The organism is Campylobacter sp. CCUG 57310, assembly GCF_013201975.1.
Lineage (GTDB): Bacteria > Campylobacterota > Campylobacteria > Campylobacterales > Campylobacteraceae > Campylobacter_A > Campylobacter_A canis.
This window is the reverse complement of record NZ_CP053845.1, coordinates 2,012,549-2,038,194: the sequence shown is the minus strand read 5'-3', so window position 1 is coordinate 2,038,194 and position 25,646 is coordinate 2,012,549. Positions and strand designations below refer to the sequence as shown.

Sequence of the window (25,646 nt, the reverse complement as noted above, 5' to 3'; positions counted from 1 at the left end):
ATTTATCCCTTTTCATTATAATGACTTTTCATTTTATCTTAAATTTCATAAAATCTTTGTTAAAATGCTCTTAGAATATGTTTTTCACAGCGTGAAAAAAACGTGAAAAACTTTTTATATGTTTCAGATTAAGGATGTGATGAAAATTTTAGGAATTGATCCCGGAAGTAGAAATTGCGGCTATGCGATTATCGAAAAAACTGCGTTAAAAACAAATTTGATTGAAGCCGGACTTATAAAAATTAAGCCCGATTTGCTTCAGTATCAGATAACGCAGCTTTGTGAAGGACTTGATCTTATCTTTAAAAATCATAAATTTGATGAAGTTGCGATTGAGGATATATTTTTTGCGTATAATCCAAAAACGGTTTTAAAGCTGGCTCAGTTTCGCGGTGCGTTAAGCCTTAAAATTCTCCAAATTCACGGAGAATTCGCAGAATACACGCCGCTTCAAGTGAAAAAAGCAGTAACAGGTAAAGCAAAGGCGGATAAGGAGCAAGTCGCTTTTATGGTAAAGAAAATTTTAGGTATCGCTAAAGATATAAAGCCGCTTGATATAACCGACGCTATCGCGGTTGCGCTAACTCATGCAAATAATTTACGGATAAGAAAAAATTAAAGGAGATAAAATGAAGAAAATTTTTGTTATTTTAGCTGTTTTTACATCGCTAAATTTATTTGCAAACGAGACCGTAAAGGATGATTATATTATCTGCAAACATTCAAATTTAGGCTCTGAAAATAAAAATGTGACAAAAGTAAAGCAGTTTATAAATATAAGCGCTACTGCCTCTGAAAGCGGTTTAAATAAACATAGCTTAAGAAAAACCTGCGCTGCTTTAAACTGCGTTATTGATGATAGCTTGGAAAATAAACAAGCTTTTTTAAAGAGCGCCGCGCTTACGATACTAAACTCAGATGACGAGATATCCGATATGGCGGTTGATTATTTTAGCTCGCGCGAGTTTGAATTTGCTAGAAAGTTAAGACACAAAGAGCTGGTTTTAAAATTTGGATGTGATTATAAACTTGTGCCTTTTGAAACAAGAAACGGCGTAAATAAAGTCTTTGTAAAGGCTTTTGTCGTGGTTGATGGTAAAGAGGCGGCTAAGATCGAAATTAACGGCAGAGTACTTGCCATAAGAGGAAAATTTGGCATGGTGCAAGACATGCAAGTTTATAATCTGAAATTAAAAGAGATAAAAGAATAATTTAATCGCGTGGTTTTATCTGCCACGCGAATTTTACTACTTTATAACTTGCTAAAACTTACAATGTATGCAAATTTTATCTCACCATTTTACCCCCATTTCAAGCCAAAAATTTCTTCCTGCGCCAAAGTGTTTTTTAGAAGCTACAATAGGATATTTTTTATTCAAAACGTTGTTTATATCAAGGTTTGCAAAAAATCTAAAATCATCTTTTAAATTCTTTTCATAAGATACTCTCATATCCCAGATGGTGCGGCTTGGCAAATTTATCTTAGTGTATTGGGTTTTTCTGTGAGTTCTATTGTATTTGCTTGTCAAAGCAGGCGTTTTGCCGATATGATTTATGAAATTCGTAACATTAAAAGATGAAAAATTTATTCTATGAGTAAATTTTGCAGTAAATGGTACATTGTAATCAATCTGCGGAAGCTCCGAAGCTTTAATAAATTTATTTTCATAGATGACTAAATCCTCGCTGTTTTTGTCCGCATAATCTCTAAAATTGCTCTTTTTGGAAGTTTTGGCAAATGAGAGTTCAAAGTCGTTTTTTGTACTTAAAATTTCTACAGGCATGATATTTGCAATGCTGAAAGTGTAAATTTGAGTGCTGCTTTTGCCGTTATTTACGAAGTATAATTTATCTTCATCACGGCCTATATGCTTGCCGTTTAGAGTTAAAACTTCGTTTTTGCTATCTCTTTTTACGTATTTTAAATTTAACCTTACATTACCGATATCTCCGCGATAAAATATACTTTTTTCATCATCGTGCGGAGTTTTTAGATCATTTTCGCCGTTTGTTTCAGACTCTTTAAAGGGATTTACGAAAGGATCGCTTGCTTTATTTCTAGAATAAAACAGACGATGTTTTTGCGTATCTTTATAAATTTTATATGCAAATAAATTTCGTCCGTAGTATCTGTTTAGACCAAAACCTATGAAATTTTTATGATAAATTTCGTATTCGGTTACAAAGCGCGGCGCTATTAAAACATCATTATCAAAACTATCCTTTTGCACTCTAATGCCCGGACGAATTTTAAAGCGGTCAAATTTGATCTCATCCTCGACATACAATGCCGCTTTATTGATGACGGTTTTATTTCTTACATCGCCGTAATAACTCTTCTGGGATAAAAATTGCCCCGTAGCTCCCGGAATTTCTGCAAAGCTATCGTCGTTTACGCAGGTTTTGTCATCAGGTGCGCATATATGCCCGTCTAAAATCGGCTTTGGATCCAGATAATGTTCGTAAGGTTTTAAAATTTCATAAATTCCGCTTGTTTTAGACAGCTCAAATCCGCTTGAAAAAGCGTGCGATACGCCAAAAAGATCAAAATCTTCCATCTTTGCATTTAGTTTGTACTCAAGGCTGGTTTGATCTTGTCTTACATCGCTTATACCGCCGTAGCTTGATATGTCGTTATACCCCCAGTTTTTAACGCTTGATTTTTTGTAATCGTATTTAGCGCCTTTGTTGTCGGTGTATCTTGAAGTCTCAAATTTCGAGTAACTTAAAGTTTGTTCTAAAAATACTCTGTCAAGATCGATTTCGGCGTTTAAATTTGCAGCTATTCCGCCATATTTATATGACATTGAAGAATCAAGACTATCTTCTTCAAACATCTTGTTTTTTTGTAGAGAATAAAGCACGCTAGGCTTTAAAACCACTCTATCGTTTATTTGCCAGATATTTTTTAAAAAATAGTTTTCAACCAGTCTCTCATCGTTTGGAATTTGGGCTATATCGGTATTTATTAATTGAGATTTGATGTCGTATTTTATAACAGAGCTAAATCTAGTATAATCAAATAAAAGCCCGAAATTTTCGCTTGTGTAACCTTCTAGTCCAATTCTGTGGCGTCTTTTTTTAAAATTGCTTTTATCATAACCGCTTTGGCTTGAATAAAATTTTTTATTATCCTCGTGTATAAAAGTCTTCTGCCACTCTGTGCTTGTGTATTGTGAGCTTAAAATACCACCAAATTTGCGCTTTGGATCGCGCGTCTTGGCATTTACGACACCACCTTGAAAATCACCGTATCTAGCCGACACGCCACTATCTATCACCTCTATACTTTCAAGCAGATCCGTATCAAGCGTGAGTGATTGCGAGCTTAGAGACGCAGCTCTTTCTACGTGATAATAAGGTGTTTCGTACCCGTTTGAATTGCGATTTGCGGGATTTATGTCATGGTTAAAATTTGCGCCGTCGATGAGAAAGTTGTTTTGATAAAATTTAGCTCCGTTTATACTGAAGTCTTGCGGCTTTATCTCGCCTGTGTCGGTTCCTAAATCCGATAATCTATTAAATGATACATTTGGATTACTCTTTAAACTATCTGCTATCGTGTGGTTTTTAGAAGTCATTTTATCTAACTTATCGCGAGTTAGTTTTGAAGATGACGAATAAGCTGAAGTCTCGTTTGTATCGTATGTCGCAACTACTTCTATTTTTTGAAGCGAAATTTCGTTTGCACTAAGTGCAGTTGATATAAATGCAATTTGTAAGGCTTTTTTCACATATTTTCCTTTTTTGATAGAAAATTTTTGCGAAAGTATATCAAATGCAACTTAGTTGCAAATAAAATAAATTGCTATAAACATCCTAAAATTCAACAAATTTAAATTTATATTTCAGATTTTATATATTGCAAACAAATTTTTAAGTATTACGAATCGGTATTTTTAAAAGTATTTATTTCATAAATTTTAGATTTTCACTTATTTTATATTTGTTCTTTGGCTTCGGGCACGTAAATATGATTTTCAAAAATAAATCTATGCTCATCAGGCAATGTGCCGTAAATTTTATGAGCAAGATCTCTGATCTCCCAAAGAGCGGATTTTGAGCTTCTAAGCGAGAGGAAATTTTGAAGGCTTCTAGCGTTTACGCTCCAAGTAAGTTCGGTTTTATAGCACTCTGGCAAGCAGTATTTAACTATATCAAGACTCGTTGTAGTCGTAGCTAAAATTTCGCGCAGATTATCAAGCGCTTTTATGCTTGCGTTATCAATTAGCTCGTTACCCGTTAGCACAATGTATCTGCCTGCATTTTCAAAGTCGCCTAGCTCAAATTTCGCCTCATTTTTAAGCTCTTTTAGCGTGTAGCGCGTGGACTTGACGCTTAGGCTTGCTATGCGGTGGCGGGCTAGCTCTTGAAGAAGTGCTCGTGAAATTCCTTGGATGTAGAAGTTATAATACAAATGCTCAAGCGTGCTTGCGTGCTTGTATTTGTTGCCCACGCGATCAATCAGCTCGATATCCTTTTCACCTCCATTATCACCCTTATCAAAGCTTTGCCAGCAGGTGCGAATCGCGTGCGAGCAGATATTAAGAGGAGTGAAATTTAGAAGTGTTACTTGCATTTTAACTCTTTATTTTTGAAATTTGATGTGTAAATTTAGCTAAAAATTGATGAAATTTGGGTTAAATTTAAGGGGCGTTAAATAGCCCCCAAGAGTAAATAAAAGGATTAATTTTTAAGCTGCAAGAGTGTATTTAACATCTCGTTGCTTGTAGTGATCGTCTTTGAGTTTGCTTGAAAACCGCGTTGAACGACGATTAGTTGAGTTAGCGAGCGACTTAGATCGACGTTACTCATCTCTAAGCTTGAAGCTGAAATTTTGCCGCGCCCTGCGGTGTTTGCCGCGCCTATGATAGGATCGCCCGAGTTTGCCGTCATAGCGAATAAATTTCCACCTTCACTTGTTAAACCGGCATTGTTTGTAAATTTAGCCACCGCAACTTGTGCTAGACCAAAACTTCTACCGTTTGTAAATGTGCCTATAAGAGTGCCTGTTTCGTCTATCCTGAGTCCGTTCATTTCACCGCCTGTAAAGCCGTCTTGACTGATATTTTCCGTAGAAGAGTCATTATCGTAGCTCGTCATACCTCCAAGTCCACCTGTATTGCCTAAATTTAACTCTATATGCTGACCTGATGCCGAGCCGTTAGCGGCACCAAAAGTAATGCTGGCAGGACTATATGTTCCAAGTGAACCGTCCGAATTAAATCTAATATAACCGGTGATAACATTAGTCGGTTCGCCGTCTTTAGTGTCGAAATTTATTTTATTAGGTTCTGCTACTTGGATAATCATTGTCCATTCGGTTCCGTTATTTTCGGTATATCCCCTTTTTATAAAATCTATTTTAATATTATGTTTTGCACCGAGACTATCAAATATATCCGTACTTGAACTATGTGCCGCCATATGAATACTGTCTGTTACGCGTTTTGATTCTCCTGTACTTAAAGAGCCTGTTAAAACTGCCATGGTAGCTTTAAATTTAACATTTTCAGTAACATTATTTGTTGCGTTTGTAAGACCTGTGATAGTAAGATACATATTATGATCGTTATCCGTATTATTTGCATTTGCAATAGGCGGATTAGGTGGAACTTTAGTAGCATCGGTTTGATCGCCATCGTCTTTATTGAATGCATCTCCTTTTGGATTTTTAACTTGAAATTGTCCATGTTCATTTACGGTTACTTCTACACCATCGTTTTTATTGTCTTCTATCGCCGCCGTAAAATCACCTACTTTTGGCTTATTTGTAACATTGTCATTATCAACTCTAGTGCCGGTATAGTTTGTCCAAAGTCGGGCATCTTTTTGCATTGCCTCTCTTAAGTCTTCAGTTGTAGTTACTTTTCTTTCAATTGTATCATCGTAATTATGTGCCGCCGTAGTCTTTGTTTTGCTATATGTATATTGATAAGCAGTAATTATATTGGTTGTTACAAAATCTGTTCCTGCCCACTCTGCGGCATTATTTACTTTCATTTTTATATTTTTAGTATTAGTAGAAGTTCCTTGGTTGTTTCTATTGGTTAATACAAGCTGATTACCGTTTGTTACGCTTGCTTCAACTCCGGTCTTTGTATTTCTAGCATTTATAGCAGCAGCTAGTTGGCTAATATTAGTTATATTGGACGCTACTATATTTTCACCATTTAATGTAATATTTAAATTTCTGGCTGCAGGAAGTGTTCCGTCAGGTTTTGCTCCTATGTTTAGTGCCTTTGTTTTAGCATCTGCATAGCTTACCCAAATTCCTTGGCCTTCTCTTAAATTGTAAGCATCCCCCGCATTGTTAAATAATACTCCTAGATCGGCACCACGCTCTTTTAATCTTTGTTCGCCGTTTTTAGTTGTATAAAATTGATTTTGTCCTACATTGTTTTCGTCATGTATTTCATTATCTCTTTTGATACCGTCGAATGGAGTTTTTTCAGTCCAATTATTATATTGGTCAAGTTGAAAAATAGGTATTTTTTTCTTTCCTATAGTATCACCGCTGTCTAAATTTGCTTTTATACCTACTTTAGTAGTTGCACGTGCAGGAGTAGTAAGCCCCGGTGGGATTATGATATTTTCTATCGGTCTGGTCGGGTCTATCTCTCCTGTTACTTCATCTCTCATCCAGCCTTGCACGATATGTCCGCCGTTATCTACGAAATTTCCCAAACTGTCACGTGAGAAGTCGCCGTTTCTGGTATAAAGTCTTGTTTTGCCGCCGTCTGGACTAACGATAAAAAATCCATCGCCTTGAAGCGCGATATCAGTCTGTTTGTCGGTTGTTTGAAGCGAGCCTTGCTTGAAAATTTTTGTAGTCGTATTTATCTGTGCCCCAAGACCTATTTGAGTGGAATTTAGTCCACCGTGTCCGTTTTGAGGAGCTGTAGCTACGCGTGAAGTTTGATATATAAGATCATCAAAATTTGCACGTGAATATTTAAATCCGATAGTATTTACGTTTGCGATGTTGTTGCCCTCAACGTCCATTGCTATTTGGTGAGCCTGAAGTCCCGTAACTCCAGACCAAAGAGATCTCATCATAATTTTATCCTTTTAGTAATTTGCAAAGATAAAAGCAAAAGATGTTCCAAAAATTTAAGAGAGATTTTTTAAATTTACAAGGGCGGTAAAAACTAAAATTTTAAGTATGAAAAATCTTAGCAGGCAGGTTAATTATACGTAACCGCCTGCTAAAAGAGAATGAGTTATAGCACCATCGCGCCGATAACTGCGCCTATCATTAAAGGGATATTGAAAAATAAAAATGTCGGCACGCAAGTATCGTAGATATGGTTGTGCTGTCCGTCGGCATTAAGTCCGCTTGTAGGTCCAAGAGTGCTGTCACTAGCAGGGCTTCCCGCATCTCCAAGAGCGGCTGCAACGCCTACAAGCAAGATAATCGCCGCAGGGCTAAATCCAAGCTGAAGAGAAAGCGGCACATAGATAGAGGCTATGATAGGTATGGTTCCAAAACTGGTTCCTATACCCATCGTTACTAAAAGTCCGATAGCAAGCATCATGATCGCGCCTCCTATCTTGCCGCCTGCGATATCGCTAGCGAAATTTACAAGTTGCTCGATGCCGCCGCTCTCTCTTAAGACAGAGCCAAAACCGGCTGCAACTAGCATAATAAATGCGATAAATCCCATCATCGCAAGCCCGTTGTCCATAATCTTATCTACTTTTTTGTATTCGATTCCGCCAAAGATGATCATCACGACAAGTCCGATAAGCGCGCCAAGAGGCAAGGACTGAGCGTAAAGTTGTATGGCAAATGCTATTACCGCACCGCCAAGTACCGCCCACTCTTTGCGCGTCATCTTTAAATTTTTAGCAATCTGGGCATCGCGCATCTCTTTTTCTTCAAATTGAGTATTTTTGTAACTTCTCTTTTTAGAATAAAAGACAAAAACGGCCAAAAGCAGACCCACTAGCATCGATGCGCCGCCTATCCACATAACGCTTGTTATATCGCTTAAATTTACGACTACACCGTTGTTTTCAAGCTCTTTTTTGATGATGTTATGAAAAAGCAGACCAAATCCCACGCTAAGGCTCACGTAAGGCGCTTTAAGCCCGAATGTAAGTGCGCAAGCTAGGGCTCTTCTGTCTAGTTCAAGCTTGTTCATAAGCGGCAAAAGCGGCGGTATAAGTATAGGTATGAAAGCTATGTGAACGGGGATTAAATTTTGAGAAAAGCACGCTATAAACGCTATAGAAAGCACAAAATAAGTTCGCTTCTTACTTAAAATTTTGCTTATTGCATTTATCAAAATCGCAGTTAAATTCGTATTAGCGATAGCCGCTGCAAGCGCACCTAGCAAGATGTAGCTGAGCGAGGTTTCTAAATTTCCTTTCATGCCCGTTATAAGCGTAGATGTTGTGCCGCTAAGCGCAGTAAAAAGATCTGCAAAACCGCTTAAATCGCCCTTTGACATAACTCCTGCCACAAGAGCCGAGATTAAAATGGCAAGCAAGATGTTAAAGCGCAGCAAACAAAGCGCCGTCATCACAAGAATGCTTATAACAACCGGATTTGAAAGAATCATGGATGTCCTTTGTCAAATTTATATGTTTTATCTGCAATTATACAGCCATTTATCTTAAATTTGAAAAGCGTTAATCAAATTTTGGCGATAAATTTGAGCCGCAGATGTATAATCTAAACACATTTAAATCAGGAGGACAGCTATGAAAAAGTTAGTTTTAGCTTTAGTTTTCGTTGTATCGCTTTTTGCTAAGCCAAATGTCGTCATACTCGCAACCGGCGGGACTATAGCGGGAAGCAGCACGGGTTCGACAAACGCTCAATATGATGCGGGCAAGCTTGGAGTTGAGGTGCTTTTGCAGGCCGTTCCTGAAATTCACGAGATCGCAAATGTAAAAGGCGAGCAAATTTCAAATATCGGTTCATATAATATGAACAATGAAATTTGGCTCAAGCTCGCAAAGCGCGTAAACGAGCTACTAGCCGCAGATACCGACGGCATCGTGATAACTCACGGTACGGATACGCTTGAAGAGACGGCGTATTTTTTAAATTTGGTAGTTAAATCAGACAAACCCGTCGTGCTTGTAGGAGCTATGAGAAGTGCAACTTCCATGAGTGCAGACGGTCCGATGAATCTTTTTAACGCGGTAAATATCGCAGCCGATAAAAACAGCGTAAATAGAGGCGTGTTAGTATCTCTAAATGACGAAATTCACGCCGCAAGAGAGGTTACCAAGAGTAACACGACTTCTGTTCAGACGTTTAAATCGCCAAACACGGGCAAGCTTGGCTGGATATACTACGGTAAGGTCGTTTATATGAATAAAAATCCAAAAATCCATACCAAAGATAGCGTCTTTGACGTAAGTAAGCTTGATAGCCTGCCAAGAGTTGATATCATCTACTCTCATACAAACGATAGCGGCGATATAGCAGAGCTTTTAACAAAAGCGGGCGCAAAAGGCATAGTGCATGCAGGAACTGGTGCCGGAAGCATATATGACGATACCAAAGCCTCTCTTGCAAAGGCTCATGAAAGCGGAGTTAGAGTGGTGCGAAGTACGAGAACGGGAAGCGGATTTGTCTCGCCTAGCCCTAAGATGGACAATGACGGCAAATTTATCGTGGCAAACGACCTAAATCCGCAAAAAGCCAGAATTTTGCTTATGCTTGCACTTACCAAAACCGATGACGTAAAGCAGATACAAAGCTACTTTAACGAATACTAAATTTAAGCGGCTATTTCTTAGCCGCTACTCTTACTTTATACCTATATAATCAAATAATTGATAAAATCTCTAAAATTTTACTAAAAGGAAAGACATGAGAAGCGATATCATAAAAAAAGGTTACACAAGAGCGCCTCATCGCTCGCTTTTACGCGCTACGGGACTTAAAGACGAAGATTTTGATAAGCCGTTTATCGGCATCGCAAACAGTTTTATAGAGATAATTCCCGGGCATTTTTTCCTAAATCGCTACTCTGAAATTTTAAAAGACGAAATTCGTAAAAACGGCTGTGTGCCGTTTGAATTTAACTGCATAGGCGTAGATGACGGTATCGCGATGGGGCATGGCGGTATGCTTTATAGCTTGCCAAGCCGCGAGATCATAGCAAATTCGGTTGAAACGGTTATGAATGCGCACGCACTTGACGCACTTGTTTGTATGCCAAACTGCGACAAGATCGTGCCTGGAATGGTTATGGGCGCACTTAGAGTAAATGTGCCGACCGTCTTTGTAAGCGGCGGTCCGATGAAAAAGGGCTACACAAAAGATGGCAGGCCGATTGATCTTGCTACGGCGTTTGAAGCGGTGGGTAAATTTGAAACCAAAGAGATAAGCGAAGCCGAGCTAAAAGATATCGAGTGCAACGCCTGTCCAAGCGGTGGAAGTTGCAGCGGAATGTTTACTGCAAATTCGATGAATACGCTTTGCGAGGCGATGGGCATAGCTTTAAGCGGCAACGGCACGATACTAGCGCTTACTCCTGAGCGAGAAGAGCTTGTGAGAAAAGCGGCGCGTAGAATTTGCGAGATCGCGCTTGATGAGAGATTTAAGATACGCAATATCCTAAACGCAAAGGCTGTCAGAAACGCACTTGTAGTTGATATGGCGATGGGCGGAAGCAGCAATACCGTGCTTCATATGCTTGCTATCGCGCGTGAGGCGGGAGTGGATCTGCAAATTTCAGAGTTAAATGAAATAAGCTCAAACATCGCTTACATCGCTAAGATAAGCCCAAGCTTGCCAAACGTACACATGGAAGATATCGGGCGAGCGGGCGGAATGAATGCGGTTATAAAAGAAATTTCGCGCCGAGATAACGGAATGCTTCATTTAGAAAATTTAACCGTTTCGGGCGAAACTCTGGGCGAACGAGTGGGAGCTAGCAAGATAAAAGATGAAAGCGTGATCCATAAAGTCGAAAATGCCTATTCGCAGGTTGGCGGGCTGGCGATTTTGTTTGGAAATTTAGCCGAGCAAGGATGCGTGATAAAGACGGCAGGCATCGTGGGAGAGCGTAAATTTAGCGGTAAGGCGGTTTGCTTTAACTCCCAAGATGAAGCGATAGAGGGAATTTCAAGCGGCAAAGTAAACAAAGGCGACGTGGTTGTCATACGATACGAAGGTCCGCGCGGAGGCCCCGGAATGCAAGAGATGCTAAGCCCTACTAGCCTAATAATGGGTCGCGGGCTTGGTGCGGACGTGGCGCTGATAACGGACGGACGCTTTAGCGGTGCAACAAGAGGACTGAGCATAGGGCACGTAAGCCCCGAAGCTGCTGAAGGCGGTATGATAGGACTACTTCGTGACGGCGATATAATCGATATAGACGTGGATACTTATAGTATAAATGTGCGCTTAGACGAGGCTGAAATTTTACGTCGTCGCGCAGAATTTACGCCGCTTGAAAAGGAGCTAAATTCTCGCTGGCTAAGACAATATCGCAAGCTTGTAACAAATGCTAGTAGCGGTGCGATTTTAGAGGCTTAAGACGTGTTTGAGGGTAGTTTTTATTTTAAGGATTTAGATGAGGTAAAAATTGAGCTACAAGAGCTTAACGGTATAAATTTCTATATTCTTAAGAAGTGTTCGCAAATACTTAATAGTCTTGATAGCAAATATGCAACCGATGTTGAAAAACTCAAGCTTCAAAGTCTAAAGCTAAAATATCAAAAATTAAAAAGAGCCGATAAAATTTATAAAGAGATTAACAAAGATTTAGGTAACGATGAGGCTAAATTCTTAAGCAAAAATTCCAAAGCAACCCTTAAAGAGCTTCAAAATTTCTTAGTTGATTTAGGCGAACTTTGGGTTTTTGATATCCAAAATTCTTTAAAAATGCGTAAGATAAATTTGGAAAAAATAAAAGATATTTTGCGCTCTCAAAAGCAAATTATATACAGACATATTACTTCAAAAGATAAGCAAGAGCGTAAAAATTTATATAAGCAGTTTTTGAAAAACGAGAGTGAATTGCATAAAACATATAGCGAACTCGGTTCAAATTTTTTAAGGCAATACAATCTTGATTGTGATAAGCATACCAAGAGATCTGTTTGGAGTGATGTTTTATGTATCATAAATTTAATAGTAACAAACCTTAAGACGACTTTTTGGCTATGTGTATTTTTTGGTGCGTGTTTTTGTATTCCATATTTTTTAAATATCAATCAAGTTCTGCAGACCAATTTAAATAATATTGTGTATTTATTGTTTGGCGTTAGTATTTTGGCATTTTTGTATATTTGTATTATTATTCTTTTTCTAATGTCTTACAGCTATGCTATTTTTAAGAATAATATAAAACATAAATTTACAAATTTTATTTTCTGGATTATGCAAATTTATATGTTTATAATACTTATCTTACCGTTTATTTATGATTTTAAAATCCTAAAAAAGATTTTTGATATTTTATTAAATAATTTAAATTTGGCTTTATGCGGATATTTTTTATTGTTTGTTGGTTATTTTGGTTTTGGTTTTTATAAAAATAAAAACTACAAAGACGTTATAAACTGGATTACTTTGTTTTTTGCTGGATTATTTGATATTTTATTTATAGAATTTGTGTATACAAAGTATGAAGGTATTAGCTTTATTTGGCTTTTGTATGCATTTTACTTCTTTATTTTTATTAAAACTATTGCGTTTTTAAAATCATTTGAATATAAAATAATTTTTTATTTTGCTATGCCTTTGGCTGTTATGATAGTGCCTATTCTTAGTCCTTACTTTGTAAAAATAATAAAACTTGCAAATTACACAGAAGATTTCACGATAAAAAATGAATTTACCCCAAAAGACATTTTAAATTTGCCAAATTGCTTTGAAGGCTATAGCTTAACCTGTATAGACGACAATTTAAGCGATAGCAATAGGACAAAAATCAACAACTTGATAGTAGAGGTTGAATCCAAGGATAGATATTATTTTAAAGCTAGAGCAGAAAATTATTTTTTCTATCCAAATGATAAAAAACGATATTTTGAAAAAGTGATAAAAAATAGTTGCGAAAACAATAATTCCGCTCCTTGCTACGAGCAAAACGCCACGCATATAACCATTAAAAATTACGAAAAGCTTTTTAGTGAAACCAAAAAAGAAAGAGAAAATTTATTCGTTAGAAAATTTAAGATACATAAGAAAAATATAGAAAATTAATTTTAGGAGCATAAATGAAAAAATTAATCTTGCTTTTGGCGTTTATCGGTGTAGCGATTGCAAATGATTGCACAGATAAATATGATTGTGCAAACAAAGCTATGCAGGCGGCTTCAAGCGGTAATTATGAGCTAGCTTATAAGCTTTATAAGAAATCTTGCGAGCTTGGACATCAATCTTCGTGTGAGATGATGAAAACCTACGATGAAAATCAAAATTTTGCTCTTTATACCGAAGTTTCAAAAGAGGAATTTGAGGCTATAAAAAAAGCTTGCGAGACAGGAGACGCTAAAAAATGTGAAGTTTTATCTGCACTTTATATGCTTGGTAAAGGCGTCAAAAAAGACTACGGGGTAGCTTATAAGATAGCTGAAATTTGGTGCGAAAAAGATAGCGGATATTTTTGCTCACTGGCGGGCATTATGCATAATGACGGGGTGCTTGGCAAGGCTGATTATGAAAAAGCACGCGAATTTTACTTAAAGGGCTGCAAGAAGTTAAATCACGCAGAGTCTTGCACGAATTTAGGAATGCTTTATCTGCTTGCTCAAGGAGTTGAATTTGATAAAAATTTGGCTTTGGGGTATATCAATCAAGGATGTGAGAACGGTGACAATACAGGTTGCATGAGCCTCGGTGAGATACACTTCAAGGATAAAGAGTATACTAAAGCACTTCCTTATCTGAAATTCGCTTGCGAAAACAACAATGCCGTATCTTGTATGTATGCAGGTATTTCGCTAATGCCGCGAGAATACACTGGAAGCATAAGCGAAGAGGCGGCTTATTATTTTGATAAAGCTTGCAAAATGGGCATACAAGAGGGTTGTTTGGATAAGAAATAAAATGTATTTTGTAATTTAATTTGATAAAAATATAATGATTGCTGATGCATGATGAACAAAACTCAAGCAAGCATCCAATGAATCAAATTAAAGAAGCTATACAGCTAAAACGAATTTGGCTTCCGAAGAATTAGCTGTATAGCGATACTGTTTGATAAAACACTGGAAAATACAAAGAGCGTCGAGGAAATTTCAAAAGCTTTCGATTTTAAGGAGCATTTTTAATGCCCCTTTTTTTAAAAACGATAATCTAAATTTAGACGCAAAGTTCTACCGGGTGCAGGAATTAAGCCTTGATTGTTAGCATCAAGATAGTAACGATTTGTTAAATTATCAATAGTTGCAGATATGGTTAAATTCGGATTTAGTTTGTAGTGCGCATATAAATCAACTAGACTATAAGGTCTCCATTCCGCACTGTTTGTATCTCCTCCCGGACTTTCAGGAGAAAAAATAGAAACTATGCGTTTTCCATAGTGGCTATATCTGGCGCCTATATCTAATTTTTTAGCCAAGATTCTTGTGCCTATTGTTGCGGTTACGGTTGTTTTTGGAGGTAATGTGTTTCCTATATTGCTATCAACGACTCCGCCGTCAAAGCACTCTTGTCTATCTCTTGCTACACCTTTTTGAGCTTCTTTTCGACAAAATTTGGTTTTTAAATAATATGTCATGCCTACTTGATAGTAAAAGCTTTTCATATCGAAGTAGCTTGAAGCCTCTATTCCTTTATAAAGGGCGCTTTTTATATTTGTGGTTTGGAATATTCCCCTCTTTTTGGTAAAGGTTCTGGTTAAGTAATCTTTAGTGTAATTATTAAAAAATGCAAATTTAAATCCAATTACACTATCTTTTTTTATATAGTCATTAAATAATAAATTGGTTCCGACCTCCCAATTCTTTTGTTTTTCCGGTTTTAATGTGGATAATGAGCCGTCGCCTCTTTGCATACTAAAGCCTCTTGATACTTGAAACAGGCTCGGGGAACGGATAGCTTCGGCGTATTTTATGTATAATTGAATTTCATCGGTAGGCTCAAAGGTAAGCATGGCAATAGGAGAAAAGCCTTTGTTTTTGATAGGGGGTGTGTACTCTTTCGTCATTATCGGTTTGCCGTTTGGATAGTACCCATGAAATTCTACTAAAGGCTGATAGTCTATCGTTTTGCTATTGATATAGCGTCCGCCTATATCGGCAATCAACCAATCCGTAAGCGGATAATTCGCCCAAGCAAATAGACTCTTTTCGTTTCTTTTGGCGTCACGGATATAAAGAGGTGCGATAGCATCTTTTGGATAGCCCTTTTTTTCAACTCTCGCTTGAGCATTTCTTGGCTGATGAATTCTTTCAGTGGAAAATGAGATTCCGTAGTTTAGCGTAAGCGGATTTTCATTAAGTTCGAATATTGACTTGTTGTTTATATTTATACCGTATTGCTTTGATAGTGTAAAATATGCGTGGCGACTATCATGATGACCGTGCTCTTCATAAAAGGGAGTAAAATTTGAAGAGTCGCTCCTGGTAAAGTATCCGCTAATATTTAAATTTATATAAGGATTTGAAGGATTGAAAATGTATTTAGAGCTATAAGAATCAACTTTTACCTCAGAGCCTTCTCCTTGAAGTGCTCCGTCTCCGCGAAAACTAACTAAAGAAGGCATCATTTCTCCAAATTTACTTCTATACCCCCTATATGCTAAATTTACGGCATGATGTTCGTTGTAAAAATTTACTTTAGCCAAATATGATTGGTTGTCTTGAGATGTATTTAGTATCTCTTCTCCCGAGCGATAATATGTGTAGCCGTCTTGGCTTTTAAATATAAGTCTTCCTGTTATTACTTCTTCCTCTACGGCAGGAGTTCTGCCTTTTCTTGGTATTACTTCAAGATCTTCGTTTTTATATTGGATTCTTTCTATTTCGGGGGTAGGTCCGTGCTTACCGGTAAAGTAATTGCCCTGAACTTTTTTAGCATAGCCAAGCACAATATCTGCATTTTCCCATTTTTTAGTAAATGCTAAACTCGTATTGTAGCTATTTCCTAGTTTTGAAAAAGGATTTTTTGAGGAATATCTTGCATCAGGCTTGTAGGTTTGCTCTTTACAAAGACCCGAATGATTTGTTTCGCATTTTTCTATCCATTTTGTTCTATAGCCTCCTCTTGTATTGTAAGCAGGTTTTTTAACGGTATTTGACATTGTTCCTAAAGTAAAGCGAAACCCCCAGTCTTTTTCGGAGTCTTTGGGAATTATATCTTTGTATGATATCGTATTCATCCTCACGACTCCTCCTGTGGCACCTACTCCATCTGCTTTTAAAGACGGCCCTTTTTCTATCTCCACCTGAGAGATTAAATCAGGATCCAGGAAAGTTCTAGTACTTGAGCCTGCATATCCTTGCCATGAAGGAATAGACTGCAATGAATCATCAATTACTATCGGAACTCTGTTTTCGTTTTGGATACCTCTGATATTAACGGATATGGCTCCACTGTTACGTTTATTGCCCACCATTACGCCTGGAATTCCGCTTAGAAAATCACCGACTGAACTTCCTCTGAAGCGAGAAATTTTTGTCTCGTCAAGATAAGAATAAGATCCTGCAGAAGTGTAGCTTTTTAAAGCCGTATTATCATAACCAGAAGAGCTAACTTCACCTGTAACTTTTACTTCCTGTAGATCAATTGTTTCCCTTGACTTTTCATCTTTAGCCAAAAGCCAAGAGCATGATAAAGCTATAGCCACCACTATGCTTAAAGATTTATTTTTGTAATGATATGATAAATCTGAGATTTTATTCATACGATACCTTCTTAAAATATTTTGAAAAAATAGAATTATAATACTATATAAATTAAATTTAAATAAAAATGATTATCAATTTATAAATCATAGCATTAATGAATTAGAGCTATAACATGTTTTATTTTTTTGCCTCTAACTGAAATTTAAGATGATGTATTTGTATTGAGGTATAAGTATAAGCCAATAGCTGCTAGTTGAGATATTGGCTTAATGTCAATTTATTTATTGTCTAAGTTATCAAAATATCTCTCAGGATATTTCTCAACTTGATTTATGTTTAAAAATACGAATTTGTAGCCCAAAAATAGAGCTAAAATCCAAAGAAAAAGAAAGAAAAGCGAAGTACTCATCAAGGCTCCTTAATATGCGTGATGATCGTTTTTGATCTCGTTTTGGGTGATCTTGCGACTATCCATCGCGCGCCAAACCACAAATATATATCCAAGCACAAACGGCACTAAAAAGCTTACATAAGCCATCACGCCAAGCGTATAGTGGCTTGAGCTTGCATTTTGTATGGTAAGCGAGCTTTGCAAATTTGAAAACGACGGATAAAACGCCGTGTTGTTAAGTCCGGTAATCAAAAATAGCCCCGTTACCACAAGCACTACTCCCGCGCCAAAAGGCACTATGCCGTAGATACTGCTTGTAAATGCCCCTTTATAAATTCCGTATAAAACAAGCACTAAGCCAACCAGCATCATGAGTGTTACAAACGGAAGTTTTATCAAATTCATTGCGTATTTAAATCCGACTAGGCTTACCACACCTTGCGCATCGTATTCAAAGCCCGTTTTTGTAAAAATCCAGATAGCAAAGATCAGGAAAAACGGTAAAAATAGAGCCGTGTTTTTAAGCACCGATTTTCTTAAATTTGCTCTTAATTCATCATCTGCGATATTGTTTATCAGGTATAGCCCGCCACCTACTCTGGAAAGGAAAAACATAGCGATTCCAAGCGGATAGAGCATGATGTTGCCAAGGGCTTCAAGACCTCGCCAAGGCGTTTGCCACTGGACGAAATTTTGCTCGTTTAATAAAAAATCGCTTCCCGCAAAAAACGTGCTAACCGCCATTCCGATAAGTATAACGCCAAGAGAGCCGTTTATGAAAAGGAAAATTTCATAAGTTCTTGTTCCTAAAAAATTATCCGGCTTTTTGCGGTACTCGTAGCTTACGGCTTGGATGACGAAGCAAAAGAGTATCGCAAGCCAAACCCAGTAAGCCCCACCGAAACTTGTCGCGTAAAATAGCGGAAACGCCGCGAAGCAAGCCCCGCCGAACATAACAAGCGTAGTAAATGTAAGCTCCCATTTTCGACCGACCGAATTTACTATCATATCTTTTTGAATTTCGCTCTTTGGCAAGCCGAAAATCAGCGTCTGACCGCCTTGAACGAACATCATAAATACCAAAAGTCCGCCAAGCAGGCTAACGATAGCCCACCAGTAAATTTGTAAAATTTCGTGCGATAAACTAAGCATGGTTTTCAAATCCTATCTTTATCTGTCTAAGCATGATTTTTATCTCGGCTATCAAAAGCGCCGTAAATAACAGAGCAAAGAGCGCAAATGAAATTTTGACATTTACGCTTCCTAAATTAGTAGCGGCTATACCCACAGGCATGAGATCTTGTATCGCCCACGGCTGACGCCCTACTTCGGCTACTATCCAGCCGGCTTCGGCTGCGATGTATCCAAGCGGGATCGTCCAGACGCAAAGCCAAAGCAGCTTTTTGAAATTTTCGATATTGTTTGCCATACACAGATACATAACTACGAAAAATAGCACCAAGAAATAGCTTCCAAGCGCTACCATCACGTGAAAGCTGTAAAATGTAATGCCCACGGGCGGAACCGCATCGTTCGGCTTTTCTAAGTAACCGTATCCGAGGAAATTCATATTTGCTTCAAGCTTATTTTGCGCTATTTGCATAGCCTCTTTATCACCCGCCTTTTTGGCTTCTTTATACTCTCTTAGCGCTTCTACGGCGACTTTGCCCTTTTTCATTTTGCTTTCAACGCTTTCTATGCCGTGTTTTTCGTTTCCGAACACCAGATCGTCAATGCCTGCGATAAATGCGTTGATATCGCGTTTGCCAAGAAGCGAGAGCATGTAAGGCACTTCAAAATCTACAATAAAAGGCTTTTGTCCGTCTCCCGGCTGCTTGTTTGGCGTTAAAATTCCCGCCATCACGATACCTTGCCTTGTATCTCCTTCATAAAGTCCTTCCATCGCAGCAAGCTTCATCGGCTGAGTTTTTGTAACCTGATACGCGCTTTCATCGCCACTAAACATCAAAAATAGGCATGTTACAAGCCCGAAGCTTGCGCCCACGATGATGCTTTTTTTGGCCATGACAAGGTGTCTGCCTTTGATGATAAACCAGGCCGAAATTCCGATAACAAAAAGCGCGGATATCACGTAACCGCTCGTAACCGTATGAAGAAATTTGATGATACCCACAGGGCTTAGCGCAACGGCAAAGAAGTCTTGCATCTCCATTCTGGCGGTGTCGGGGTTAAATTTCATCCCCACAGGATACTGCATCCAGCCGTTAGCTATTAAAATCCAAAGTGCGCTTAAATTTGAGCCGATAGCTACAAGCCATGTTGAGATGAGGTGAAATTTCTTACTAACCTTATCCCAGCCAAAAAACATCACCGCAAAAAACGTACTTTCAAGGAAAAATGCAAGTAAGCCCTCGATAGCAAGCGGAGCGCCGAATATGTCGCCGACAAACCAGCTGTAGTTCGCCCAGTTCGTACCGAATTCAAACTCCATGATGATACCTGTTGCTACACCGATGGCGAAATTTATACCAAATAGTTTAAGCCAAAATTTGGTGATGTTTTTCCACTCAGCACTTCCCGTTTTTACGTAGATCGTCTCCATAATAGCGATGATAAAGCTAAGCCCAAGCGTTAGCGGAACAAATAAAAAGTGATAGATTGCAGTCAGTGCAAACTGCGCTCTGGACCAATCAACCGATGCAAGCTCTTGCATTTTATTCCTTTGTCAAATTTAAGATAACGAAGTTGGTTTTCTCTTCATCGCTCTTAAATTTTGTATTTAAATTTTCATCAAAAACGAATACTTTTAAGATTCCAAACATTATCACGAGTTTGATGGCAATTATTAGCCATAAGCTCTTGCCGACTTTCATATTTTTAAAGCCGTCCATGTATAAATCGGATATATTTTTTAGCTGTTTTTTAATCATAATGCTTAGAGTTTATAACAAAAATGCTTAAGGATTTATTTTATATTTACAAATTCAAAAAACATCCGCAACGAAATTTAAGTTTTTACACGCTCTTATACATTTATAAAATTTAAAAAGCTATAATTAAACCATTAAAATAAAATCACAGAGGAAATTTCAATGGATAAATCTCGGCAAAAAAAGCTACGTGAAGAGACGAAGTATATATTTATCACAGGTGGCGTGCTTAGCTCGCTTGGCAAGGGCATAGCGGCAGCCAGTATAGGAACTCTGCTTAAAAATACGGGGCTTAAAGTAAGCATACTCAAAGCCGATCCTTATATCAACGTAGATCCGGGCACTATGAGTCCGCTTGAGCACGGAGAAGTCTTTGTAACCGATGACGGAGCCGAGACCGATCTTGATTTGGGGCACTATGAGCGCTTTTTGGATGAGAGCTTAAGCCAGGATAATAACTTCACCACAGGTCGAGTTTATAGCTCGGTTATAGAAAAGGAGCGCAGAGGCGATTATCTTGGCAAAACTATCCAAGTTATCCCTCATATCGTAGGCGAGATCGTTGATCGTATCAAAAAAGCCGGCGAAGGGCAAGATATCCTCATCGTTGAGATAGGCGGAACGGTCGGAGACATCGAGGGATTGCCGTTCCTTGAGGCGATTCGTGCGCTTAGAGTCGAAGTGGGTCGTAAGCGCGCTATGAATATCCACCTAACGCTGGTGCCATATATCAAGGTTGCGGGCGAGCTTAAAACAAAGCCGACTCAGCACAGCGTAGGCGAACTTCGCCGCATAGGCATAAGTCCTGATATGATAATTTGCAGAAGCGAACAGCCGCTAAACCGCGAGCTGAAAGACAAGATCGCGTCAAGCTGCGGTGTCGAGAAAAACTGCGTTATCGAAAGCGTTGATAGCCAAAGCATCTATCAAATTCCGCTTACGTTTTTAAACCAAGATATACTAAGCCCAATAGCTGAAATTTTAAATCTGGGCGAGCTTGAAGTAAACATGAAAAACTGGGATAGTCTCGTTAAGCGCATAATAGCGCCTACAAAAGAGACTACCATAGCCTTTGTCGGTAAATACGTCGATCTTAAAGAGAGCTACAAAAGCCTTACGGAAAGCATAATTCACGCGGGCGCAAATTTGGACGCAAGAGTGAATTTAAAGTGGATTGATAGCGAAAAAATCGAGGCTGAAAATGTTGAAGAACTGCTAAAAGACGTTGACGGCGTGCTTGTTGCAGGCGGATTTGGCGAGCGCGGAGTAAGCGGCAAGATGCAAGCGATAAAATTTGCTCGTGAAAACAAAATCCCGTATCTTGGAATTTGCCTTGGTATGCAGCTTGCGATGATAGAATTTGCAAAAAATGTGCTTCATTTGGAAGGAGCGAATTCGGTTGAATTTGATAAAGAGTGCATAAATCCCATAATCTATCTGATCGATAGCTTCATAGACGCAAACGGCGAAAAGCAAATTCGCACTCACCAAAGCCCGATCGGAGGCACGATGAGGCTTGGAGCTTACAGCTGTGAGATAAAGAAGGATTCGCTTTTAAGCGAGATTTACGGCGGAGCAAAAGAGGTAAAAGAGCGTCACAGACATCGCTACGAAGCCAATCCGAAATATAGAGGCGAATTTGAAAAAGCGGGACTTATCGTAAGCGGAGAGAGCGACGGACTAATCGAAGTTGTCGAGCTAAACTCTCATCCTTGGTTTGTAGGCGTGCAGTTTCACCCTGAATTTACATCTCGCCTAACCAACCCAAATGCAGTGATTTTGAATTTTATCGACGCGTCGATAAAAAATCATGTTAAGTAAAAATGACATAAGGGAGTTACTGAACGAACGTTTTAGCAAGGATTTGCATAAAAAGATTTCAGAAATTCCCACGCCTGACGCGTTAAAAGATATCTTTAAGGGCGCAAATCGCATAAAAGAGGCGATAATGCGCGAAGAAAAGATCGTCGTAGTGGGTGATTACGACGTGGACGGAGTTATCGCAAGTGTCATCATGGCTGAATTTTTCGATGATTTAGGGGTTAGTAAATATTTCGTGCGCATACCAAATCGCTTTAGCGACGGATACGGCTTAAATGCGCAAATCGTTGAAGAGGTGAGAGATGCAGACCTCATCATAACAGTTGATAACGGTATCTCTGCGACCGAAGCGGCTGAGGTTTGTAAAAAATACAAAATCGATCTAATCATAACAGATCATCACATGCCGCCTGAAATTTTGCCCGATGCTTACGCGATCATAAATCCAAAGCAAAAAGACTGCCCTTTCCCAAATATCGAAATTTGCGGCGCGCAAGTGGCTTGGTATCTGGTGGGTGCGCTAAAGGACGTGCTAAAGATTGAATACGATATGGCGAAATTTATCGATCTTTTAGCGATTGCGATAATTGCGGATATGATGGAGTTAAGGGATCTAAACCGCATGCTCGTTAAGCTTGGCATAATCAAGCTAAATTCATCTCGTAGAGCAGCATTTACGGCGATTAAACAGTTTTACGGCAAGGATAAATTTGAGTGCGATGATATAAGTTTTCTCATCGCTCCTCTTATAAATTCCTCAGGAAGAATGGATGATGCGATAAATTCGTTTAAATTCTTACATACCAAAAACATAGACGAAGCCAACTTATATCTTGACATGATCGTTGATTTTAACAACTCTCGCAAAGAAGAGGAGAGAATGCTTTATGAGTGCTCGTTAAAAGATGTAAAAGAGGATGAAAATATCATCGTAACATGGGGCAAGGACTGGCACGAAGGCGTTATCGGCATAGTCGCAAGTCGCCTTGCAAAGCACTTTAAAAAGCCTGCGATCGTCTTTAGTATAGATGAAAACCGTGCAAAAGGAAGTGCAAGAAGTGTCGGCAAGGTCGATATACTCTCTCTTATCGCAAAGCATGAAGAGCTTTTAAGCGGATACGGCGGGCACAAAGGCGCTGCCGGTATAGTGATAGATCCTTGCAACCTAGAAGCCTTTAAAACGGCGATAAATCAGGCTTGCTTTTTAATGGATATGCATGATTTTGTTAGCTCCGATGAGCTTTTAGGGGAGATAAGGGCTAGCGAGATTGACTTTGAATTGCTTGAAATTTTGGAATTTTTCGAGCCTTACGGACAGAAAAATCCGCGTCCGCTCTTTAGGCTAAACGAGGTCATCGTCAAAAACAAAAAGCTTATCGGCAGAGAGCAAAACCACTTAAAGCTTATCTTGCAAAAAGAAGGCAAGAGCTTTGAAGCGCTGTTTTTTAACTTCGATAGGCAGCCTCACATCGGAGATAGCATAAATTTAGTCGTTTCGGTCTCTAAAAACTCGTTTCGCGGACTTATCACGCCGCAACTTTTAGTTAAAGAGATAGTTTGAGACAGAAAATGAAAAGAGCTGTTTTAGCGGTATTTTTAGCGTTTTCTAGCCTAAATTTTGCTTTTGCCGATGGCAAGTTGTGCGATAGTAAAGATATGAAAGAGATGCTTTTGGAGCTAAATAAAAATGCTCCCAAAAAGATAGATGACTCCGTAACTCTTATGGGTGCTGAGTGCAAAGAGGGCGTGCTTGCTTATAAATATGAGCTAAAAGATAGCGCAAATTTCAAAATTTCAGAGTTTAAGGCTGAGGATATCGAGAATTTCAAATACAAGCAAAGCGCTATCCTTGGAGTTAATTATTGTAACGCATTTAGAGGGCTTCATGCTTATACGCAGAAAGTTGTTTGGGTATATGAGTTTGGCGGCAAAAAATTTGCAGAATTTGGTTATACGCCAAAAGATTGCAAGTCGTATGTGCGCTAAATAAGATAAATTTGAAAGGATACGAGATGAGAAAATTTGGTTTGGCACTGCTTGTAGCTATGCTTGGTGTAAGTGTTAATGCGGCTTCTTGTGATGATGCGGTTTTAAGCGGGATAGTCTCCGGACTAAACTCAAAAGTTCCTCAGCGAGTGGACGAGATAACTACTATGTTACGCGCAGAGTGTGTAAATGGCGGCTTGAAGTATGTCTATGAGATGAATGACGCGAAAGATCTTGAGGTATCTAAATTTAGTGATACTGAAAATGAAGTTTTTAAAAACGTCCAAAGCAATATACTCAAAGAGCTATACTGCACAAGTTTGGTTGAGCTTCACCGGTACACAAACAGCATTATCTGGTCATATATCGACGCTAATGGCAAGCTTTTTGCCGAATTTGAGTTTAAACCAAGCGATTGTACAAAATAAATTTAAGAGGTAAGATGAAAAATTTAACTTTAACACTATTTTTAGCGGCTTTTGTAACAAGCGCATTTGCCGCCTCTTGTGACAATGCAGTAGTAAAAGGCATAGTGACAGGGACTGGCAAAAATCTTCCGATGAGAATGGATCCTATAACTACTTTAACAAAAATAGAGTGTAAAGACGGAACTCTCAAATACACCTATGAGTTAAACGACATAGACAACATTAAGCTATCGAAATTTGACGATGCTAAAAAGAAGCTATTTTTTGACGTGCAAAGAAATATTATCAAAAATTTTTATTGCACTACGTTATCGGATATTCAAGACTATACAAATAGCGTTATTTGGAGCTATAGGTTTAACGGAAATGTGTTTGGAGAGTTTGAATTTAGGTCAAGCGACTGTAAAAAGTAAATTTGATAAAAGCCCGAAACATCTCGGGCTTAAAAAATAGATCTATTTTTTATCTTCCAAGCGATCTAAATGCTTTTTGATGAACCCGTCAAGATCCTCTTGTTTTAAGATAGTTTTGCCAAGCTTTTCCTTGCACTCTTTGCCGATCTCACAAAGCACTTTACGGTTAGCCGCACTTTGGGATTTACCGTGTTTTGCAAGTATTGAGTTTAGCTCATGCTCTTCTGAGAAGTTGATTAGTTCGCGATCTGTTGCCATTTTAGCTCCTTGTTGGAAATTTGTGCATTAACTATACACTTTTATTGTTAATATTACTCTCTGCCTTTTAAAAGCGGCACAAACATGCACTCATCAAGCTTCGTTTCGCGGATATTTCCATTGTCGTCTTTTTGAAATTTGACGATGTATTGTTTATCTCCTTTTTTGATTGGAGCAACCAAAATTCCGCCATTTTTAAGTTGATTAAACAAATTTTGCGGCACGCTTTCAGTTGCTGCCGAGAGCAAAATTCTATCATACGGCGCATAGCTTTTCCAGCCGTTGTTGCCGTCATCATATCTAACGTGGATGTTTTTGATGTTAAGAGTTTCGAACCTCTTTTTGGCTTCGGTTGCAAGCTTTTCTATCCTCTCCACGCTAAAAACCCTGTGAGCCAGCTTTGCCAAAATGGCAGCCTGATACCCACTTCCGCATCCTATCTCAAGCACATTATCAACACCGTCCGCCTCAAGCGCCAAAGTCATCTTGGCAACCGTTAATGGCGAGCTTATCCACTGATTGCCGCTTATGGGCTGCGCATCAAGTTTATAAGCGTGCGTGCTGACCGGAGCAAAGACCCCTCTTGGAGTTTGCCTTAGTGCTTTATAAAGTTCCGGCGACAATATCAGCTCGTCAGCTATCTCGTCAGCCATAATAGTACATTTTGAAATTTCTAATCCAGTCATAT

General features: G+C 38.6%; 22 protein-coding genes. 11 read left to right on the top strand and 11 right to left on the bottom strand.

Annotation, left to right across the window (positions count from 1 at the left end; translation table 11 throughout):
• The first annotated feature begins 139 nt into the window (after positions 1-139).
• Together ruvC and CORI_RS10280 are read left to right on the top strand one after the other, a co-directional pair.
• Complete coding sequence (ruvC, locus tag CORI_RS10285) at positions 140-619, top strand: crossover junction endodeoxyribonuclease RuvC (protein WP_169941799.1); 480 nt, start codon at positions 140-142, stop codon at positions 617-619.
• Positions 620-629: 10 nt separating this feature from the next.
• Positions 630-1,211, top strand: coding sequence for a hypothetical protein (locus CORI_RS10280; protein ID WP_173031885.1), 582 nt, complete (start codon positions 630-632; stop codon positions 1,209-1,211).
• An 81-nt stretch (positions 1,212-1,292) separates the two neighbouring features.
• Here the strand turns inward: CORI_RS10280 and CORI_RS10275 are convergent, their stop codons facing one another.
• From CORI_RS10275 to CORI_RS10260, 4 genes are all read right to left on the bottom strand, one after another.
• A complete protein-coding gene (locus CORI_RS10275; RefSeq protein WP_173031884.1) occupies positions 1,293-3,734 on the bottom strand; it encodes a TonB-dependent receptor plug domain-containing protein in 2,442 nt (813 codons plus the stop codon).
• Between the two features lie 206 nt (positions 3,735-3,940).
• Positions 3,941-4,579, bottom strand: a complete 639-nt coding sequence (gene thyX, locus CORI_RS10270; protein ID WP_173031883.1) for an FAD-dependent thymidylate synthase — start codon at positions 4,577-4,579, stop codon at positions 3,941-3,943.
• Positions 4,580-4,686: 107 nt separating this feature from the next.
• Entirely contained in the window at positions 4,687-7,059 is a 2,373-nt protein-coding gene (gene flgE / locus CORI_RS10265) for a flagellar hook protein FlgE (RefSeq protein ID WP_173031882.1), read from the bottom strand.
• Positions 7,060-7,223: 164 nt separating this feature from the next.
• Entirely contained in the window at positions 7,224-8,567 is a 1,344-nt protein-coding gene (locus CORI_RS10260) for a Na+/H+ antiporter family protein (protein WP_173031881.1), read from the bottom strand.
• A 142-nt stretch (positions 8,568-8,709) separates the two neighbouring features.
• Here CORI_RS10260 and CORI_RS10255 point away from each other — a divergent pair, with 142 nt between their 5' ends.
• The 4 genes from CORI_RS10255 to CORI_RS10240 all read left to right on the top strand — a co-directional run bounded on the left by CORI_RS10255 (position 8,710) and on the right by CORI_RS10240 (position 14,025).
• Positions 8,710-9,738 (top strand): type II asparaginase, encoded by a 1,029-nt coding sequence (locus CORI_RS10255; RefSeq protein ID WP_173031880.1) that lies wholly within the window; start codon positions 8,710-8,712, stop codon positions 9,736-9,738.
• Positions 9,739-9,832: 94 nt separating this feature from the next.
• Entirely contained in the window at positions 9,833-11,506 is a 1,674-nt protein-coding gene (gene ilvD / locus CORI_RS10250; protein WP_173031879.1) for a dihydroxy-acid dehydratase, read from the top strand.
• Positions 11,507-11,869: 363 nt separating this feature from the next.
• Positions 11,870-13,180, top strand: coding sequence for a hypothetical protein (locus CORI_RS10245; protein WP_173031878.1), 1,311 nt, complete (start codon positions 11,870-11,872; stop codon positions 13,178-13,180).
• Between the two features lie 14 nt (positions 13,181-13,194).
• Complete coding sequence (locus CORI_RS10240) at positions 13,195-14,025, top strand: SEL1-like repeat protein (RefSeq protein ID WP_173031877.1); 831 nt, start codon at positions 13,195-13,197, stop codon at positions 14,023-14,025.
• A 236-nt stretch (positions 14,026-14,261) separates the two neighbouring features.
• On the opposite strand, the gene CORI_RS10235 is transcribed toward CORI_RS10240, so the two are convergent.
• The 5 genes from CORI_RS10235 to CORI_RS10220 all read right to left on the bottom strand — a co-directional run bounded on the left by CORI_RS10235 (position 14,262) and on the right by CORI_RS10220 (position 20,052).
• On the bottom strand, positions 14,262-16,826 hold the full coding sequence (locus tag CORI_RS10235; RefSeq protein WP_173031876.1) for a TonB-dependent receptor: 2,565 nt from the start codon (positions 16,824-16,826) through the stop codon (positions 14,262-14,264).
• 221 nt (positions 16,827-17,047) lie between these two features.
• Positions 17,048-17,179 (bottom strand): hypothetical protein, encoded by a 132-nt coding sequence (locus tag CORI_RS10840; protein ID WP_301952205.1) that lies wholly within the window; start codon positions 17,177-17,179, stop codon positions 17,048-17,050.
• A 9-nt stretch (positions 17,180-17,188) separates the two neighbouring features.
• Positions 17,189-18,313: a cytochrome d ubiquinol oxidase subunit II gene (locus tag CORI_RS10230; RefSeq protein WP_173032000.1), complete on the bottom strand. Its 1,125-nt coding sequence runs from the start codon at positions 18,311-18,313 to the stop codon at positions 17,189-17,191.
• Entirely contained in the window at positions 18,306-19,835 is a 1,530-nt protein-coding gene (locus tag CORI_RS10225) for a cytochrome ubiquinol oxidase subunit I (RefSeq protein ID WP_173031875.1), read from the bottom strand. The genes CORI_RS10230 and CORI_RS10225 overlap by 8 nt, the downstream gene beginning before the upstream one ends.
• A gap of 1 nt (position 19,836) precedes the next feature.
• Positions 19,837-20,052, bottom strand: a complete 216-nt coding sequence (locus CORI_RS10220) for a DUF4492 domain-containing protein (RefSeq protein ID WP_173031874.1) — start codon at positions 20,050-20,052, stop codon at positions 19,837-19,839.
• A 162-nt stretch (positions 20,053-20,214) separates the two neighbouring features.
• On the opposite strand from CORI_RS10220, the gene CORI_RS10215 reads away from it, so the two are divergent.
• From CORI_RS10215 to CORI_RS10195, 5 genes are read left to right on the top strand one after another with little or no spacing between them, the layout of a single operon-like run.
• Positions 20,215-21,873: a CTP synthase gene (locus CORI_RS10215; RefSeq protein ID WP_172201777.1), complete on the top strand. Its 1,659-nt coding sequence runs from the start codon at positions 20,215-20,217 to the stop codon at positions 21,871-21,873.
• Positions 21,863-23,434, top strand: coding sequence for a single-stranded-DNA-specific exonuclease RecJ (recJ, locus tag CORI_RS10210; protein ID WP_173031873.1), 1,572 nt, complete (start codon positions 21,863-21,865; stop codon positions 23,432-23,434). Before CORI_RS10215 ends, recJ begins: the two co-directional genes overlap by 11 nt.
• Positions 23,431-23,859, top strand: a complete 429-nt coding sequence (locus CORI_RS10205) for a hypothetical protein (RefSeq protein WP_173031872.1) — start codon at positions 23,431-23,433, stop codon at positions 23,857-23,859. Before recJ ends, CORI_RS10205 begins: the two co-directional genes overlap by 4 nt.
• A 26-nt stretch (positions 23,860-23,885) precedes the next feature.
• Positions 23,886-24,287: a hypothetical protein gene (locus CORI_RS10200; RefSeq protein ID WP_173031871.1), complete on the top strand. Its 402-nt coding sequence runs from the start codon at positions 23,886-23,888 to the stop codon at positions 24,285-24,287.
• Positions 24,288-24,301: 14 nt separating this feature from the next.
• Positions 24,302-24,700, top strand: coding sequence for a hypothetical protein (locus CORI_RS10195; RefSeq protein WP_173031870.1), 399 nt, complete (start codon positions 24,302-24,304; stop codon positions 24,698-24,700).
• Between the two features lie 42 nt (positions 24,701-24,742).
• On the opposite strand, the gene CORI_RS10190 is transcribed toward CORI_RS10195, so the two are convergent.
• On the bottom strand, positions 24,743-24,958 hold the full coding sequence (locus CORI_RS10190) for a hypothetical protein (RefSeq protein ID WP_169941833.1): 216 nt from the start codon (positions 24,956-24,958) through the stop codon (positions 24,743-24,745).
• A gap of 53 nt (positions 24,959-25,011) precedes the next feature.
• Complete coding sequence (locus CORI_RS10185; RefSeq protein ID WP_169941835.1) at positions 25,012-25,644, bottom strand: protein-L-isoaspartate(D-aspartate) O-methyltransferase; 633 nt, start codon at positions 25,642-25,644, stop codon at positions 25,012-25,014.
• Positions 25,645-25,646 lie beyond the last annotated feature (2 nt).

Excerpts from the sequence above, each read along its gene's own strand:
- ruvC (WP_169941799.1), top strand. The coding sequence starts at position 140 with ATGAAAATTTTAGGAATTGATCCCGGAAGTAGAAATTGCGGCTATGCG.
- CORI_RS10280 (WP_173031885.1), top strand. The coding sequence starts at position 630 with ATGAAGAAAATTTTTGTTATTTTAGCTGTTTTTACATCGCTAAATTTA.
- thyX (WP_173031883.1), bottom strand. The coding sequence starts at position 4,579 with ATGCAAGTAACACTTCTAAATTTCACTCCTCTTAATATCTGCTCGCAC.
- flgE (WP_173031882.1), bottom strand. The coding sequence starts at position 7,059 with ATGATGAGATCTCTTTGGTCTGGAGTTACGGGACTTCAGGCTCACCAA.
- CORI_RS10260 (WP_173031881.1), bottom strand. The coding sequence starts at position 8,567 with ATGATTCTTTCAAATCCGGTTGTTATAAGCATTCTTGTGATGACGGCG.
- CORI_RS10255 (WP_173031880.1), top strand. The coding sequence starts at position 8,710 with ATGAAAAAGTTAGTTTTAGCTTTAGTTTTCGTTGTATCGCTTTTTGCT.
- ilvD (WP_173031879.1), top strand. The coding sequence starts at position 9,833 with ATGAGAAGCGATATCATAAAAAAAGGTTACACAAGAGCGCCTCATCGC.
- CORI_RS10240 (WP_173031877.1), top strand. The coding sequence starts at position 13,195 with ATGAAAAAATTAATCTTGCTTTTGGCGTTTATCGGTGTAGCGATTGCA.
- CORI_RS10235 (WP_173031876.1), bottom strand. The coding sequence starts at position 16,826 with ATGAATAAAATCTCAGATTTATCATATCATTACAAAAATAAATCTTTA.
- CORI_RS10840 (WP_301952205.1), bottom strand. The coding sequence starts at position 17,179 with ATGAGTACTTCGCTTTTCTTTCTTTTTCTTTGGATTTTAGCTCTATTT.
- CORI_RS10230 (WP_173032000.1), bottom strand. The coding sequence starts at position 18,313 with ATGCTTAGTTTATCGCACGAAATTTTACAAATTTACTGGTGGGCTATC.
- CORI_RS10225 (WP_173031875.1), bottom strand. The coding sequence starts at position 19,835 with ATGCAAGAGCTTGCATCGGTTGATTGGTCCAGAGCGCAGTTTGCACTG.
- CORI_RS10220 (WP_173031874.1), bottom strand. The coding sequence starts at position 20,052 with ATGATTAAAAAACAGCTAAAAAATATATCCGATTTATACATGGACGGC.
- CORI_RS10215 (WP_172201777.1), top strand. The coding sequence starts at position 20,215 with ATGGATAAATCTCGGCAAAAAAAGCTACGTGAAGAGACGAAGTATATA.
- recJ (WP_173031873.1), top strand. The coding sequence starts at position 21,863 with ATGTTAAGTAAAAATGACATAAGGGAGTTACTGAACGAACGTTTTAGC.
- CORI_RS10200 (WP_173031871.1), top strand. The coding sequence starts at position 23,886 with ATGAGAAAATTTGGTTTGGCACTGCTTGTAGCTATGCTTGGTGTAAGT.
- CORI_RS10195 (WP_173031870.1), top strand. The coding sequence starts at position 24,302 with ATGAAAAATTTAACTTTAACACTATTTTTAGCGGCTTTTGTAACAAGC.
- CORI_RS10190 (WP_169941833.1), bottom strand. The coding sequence starts at position 24,958 with ATGGCAACAGATCGCGAACTAATCAACTTCTCAGAAGAGCATGAGCTA.
- CORI_RS10185 (WP_169941835.1), bottom strand. The coding sequence starts at position 25,644 with ATGACTGGATTAGAAATTTCAAAATGTACTATTATGGCTGACGAGATA.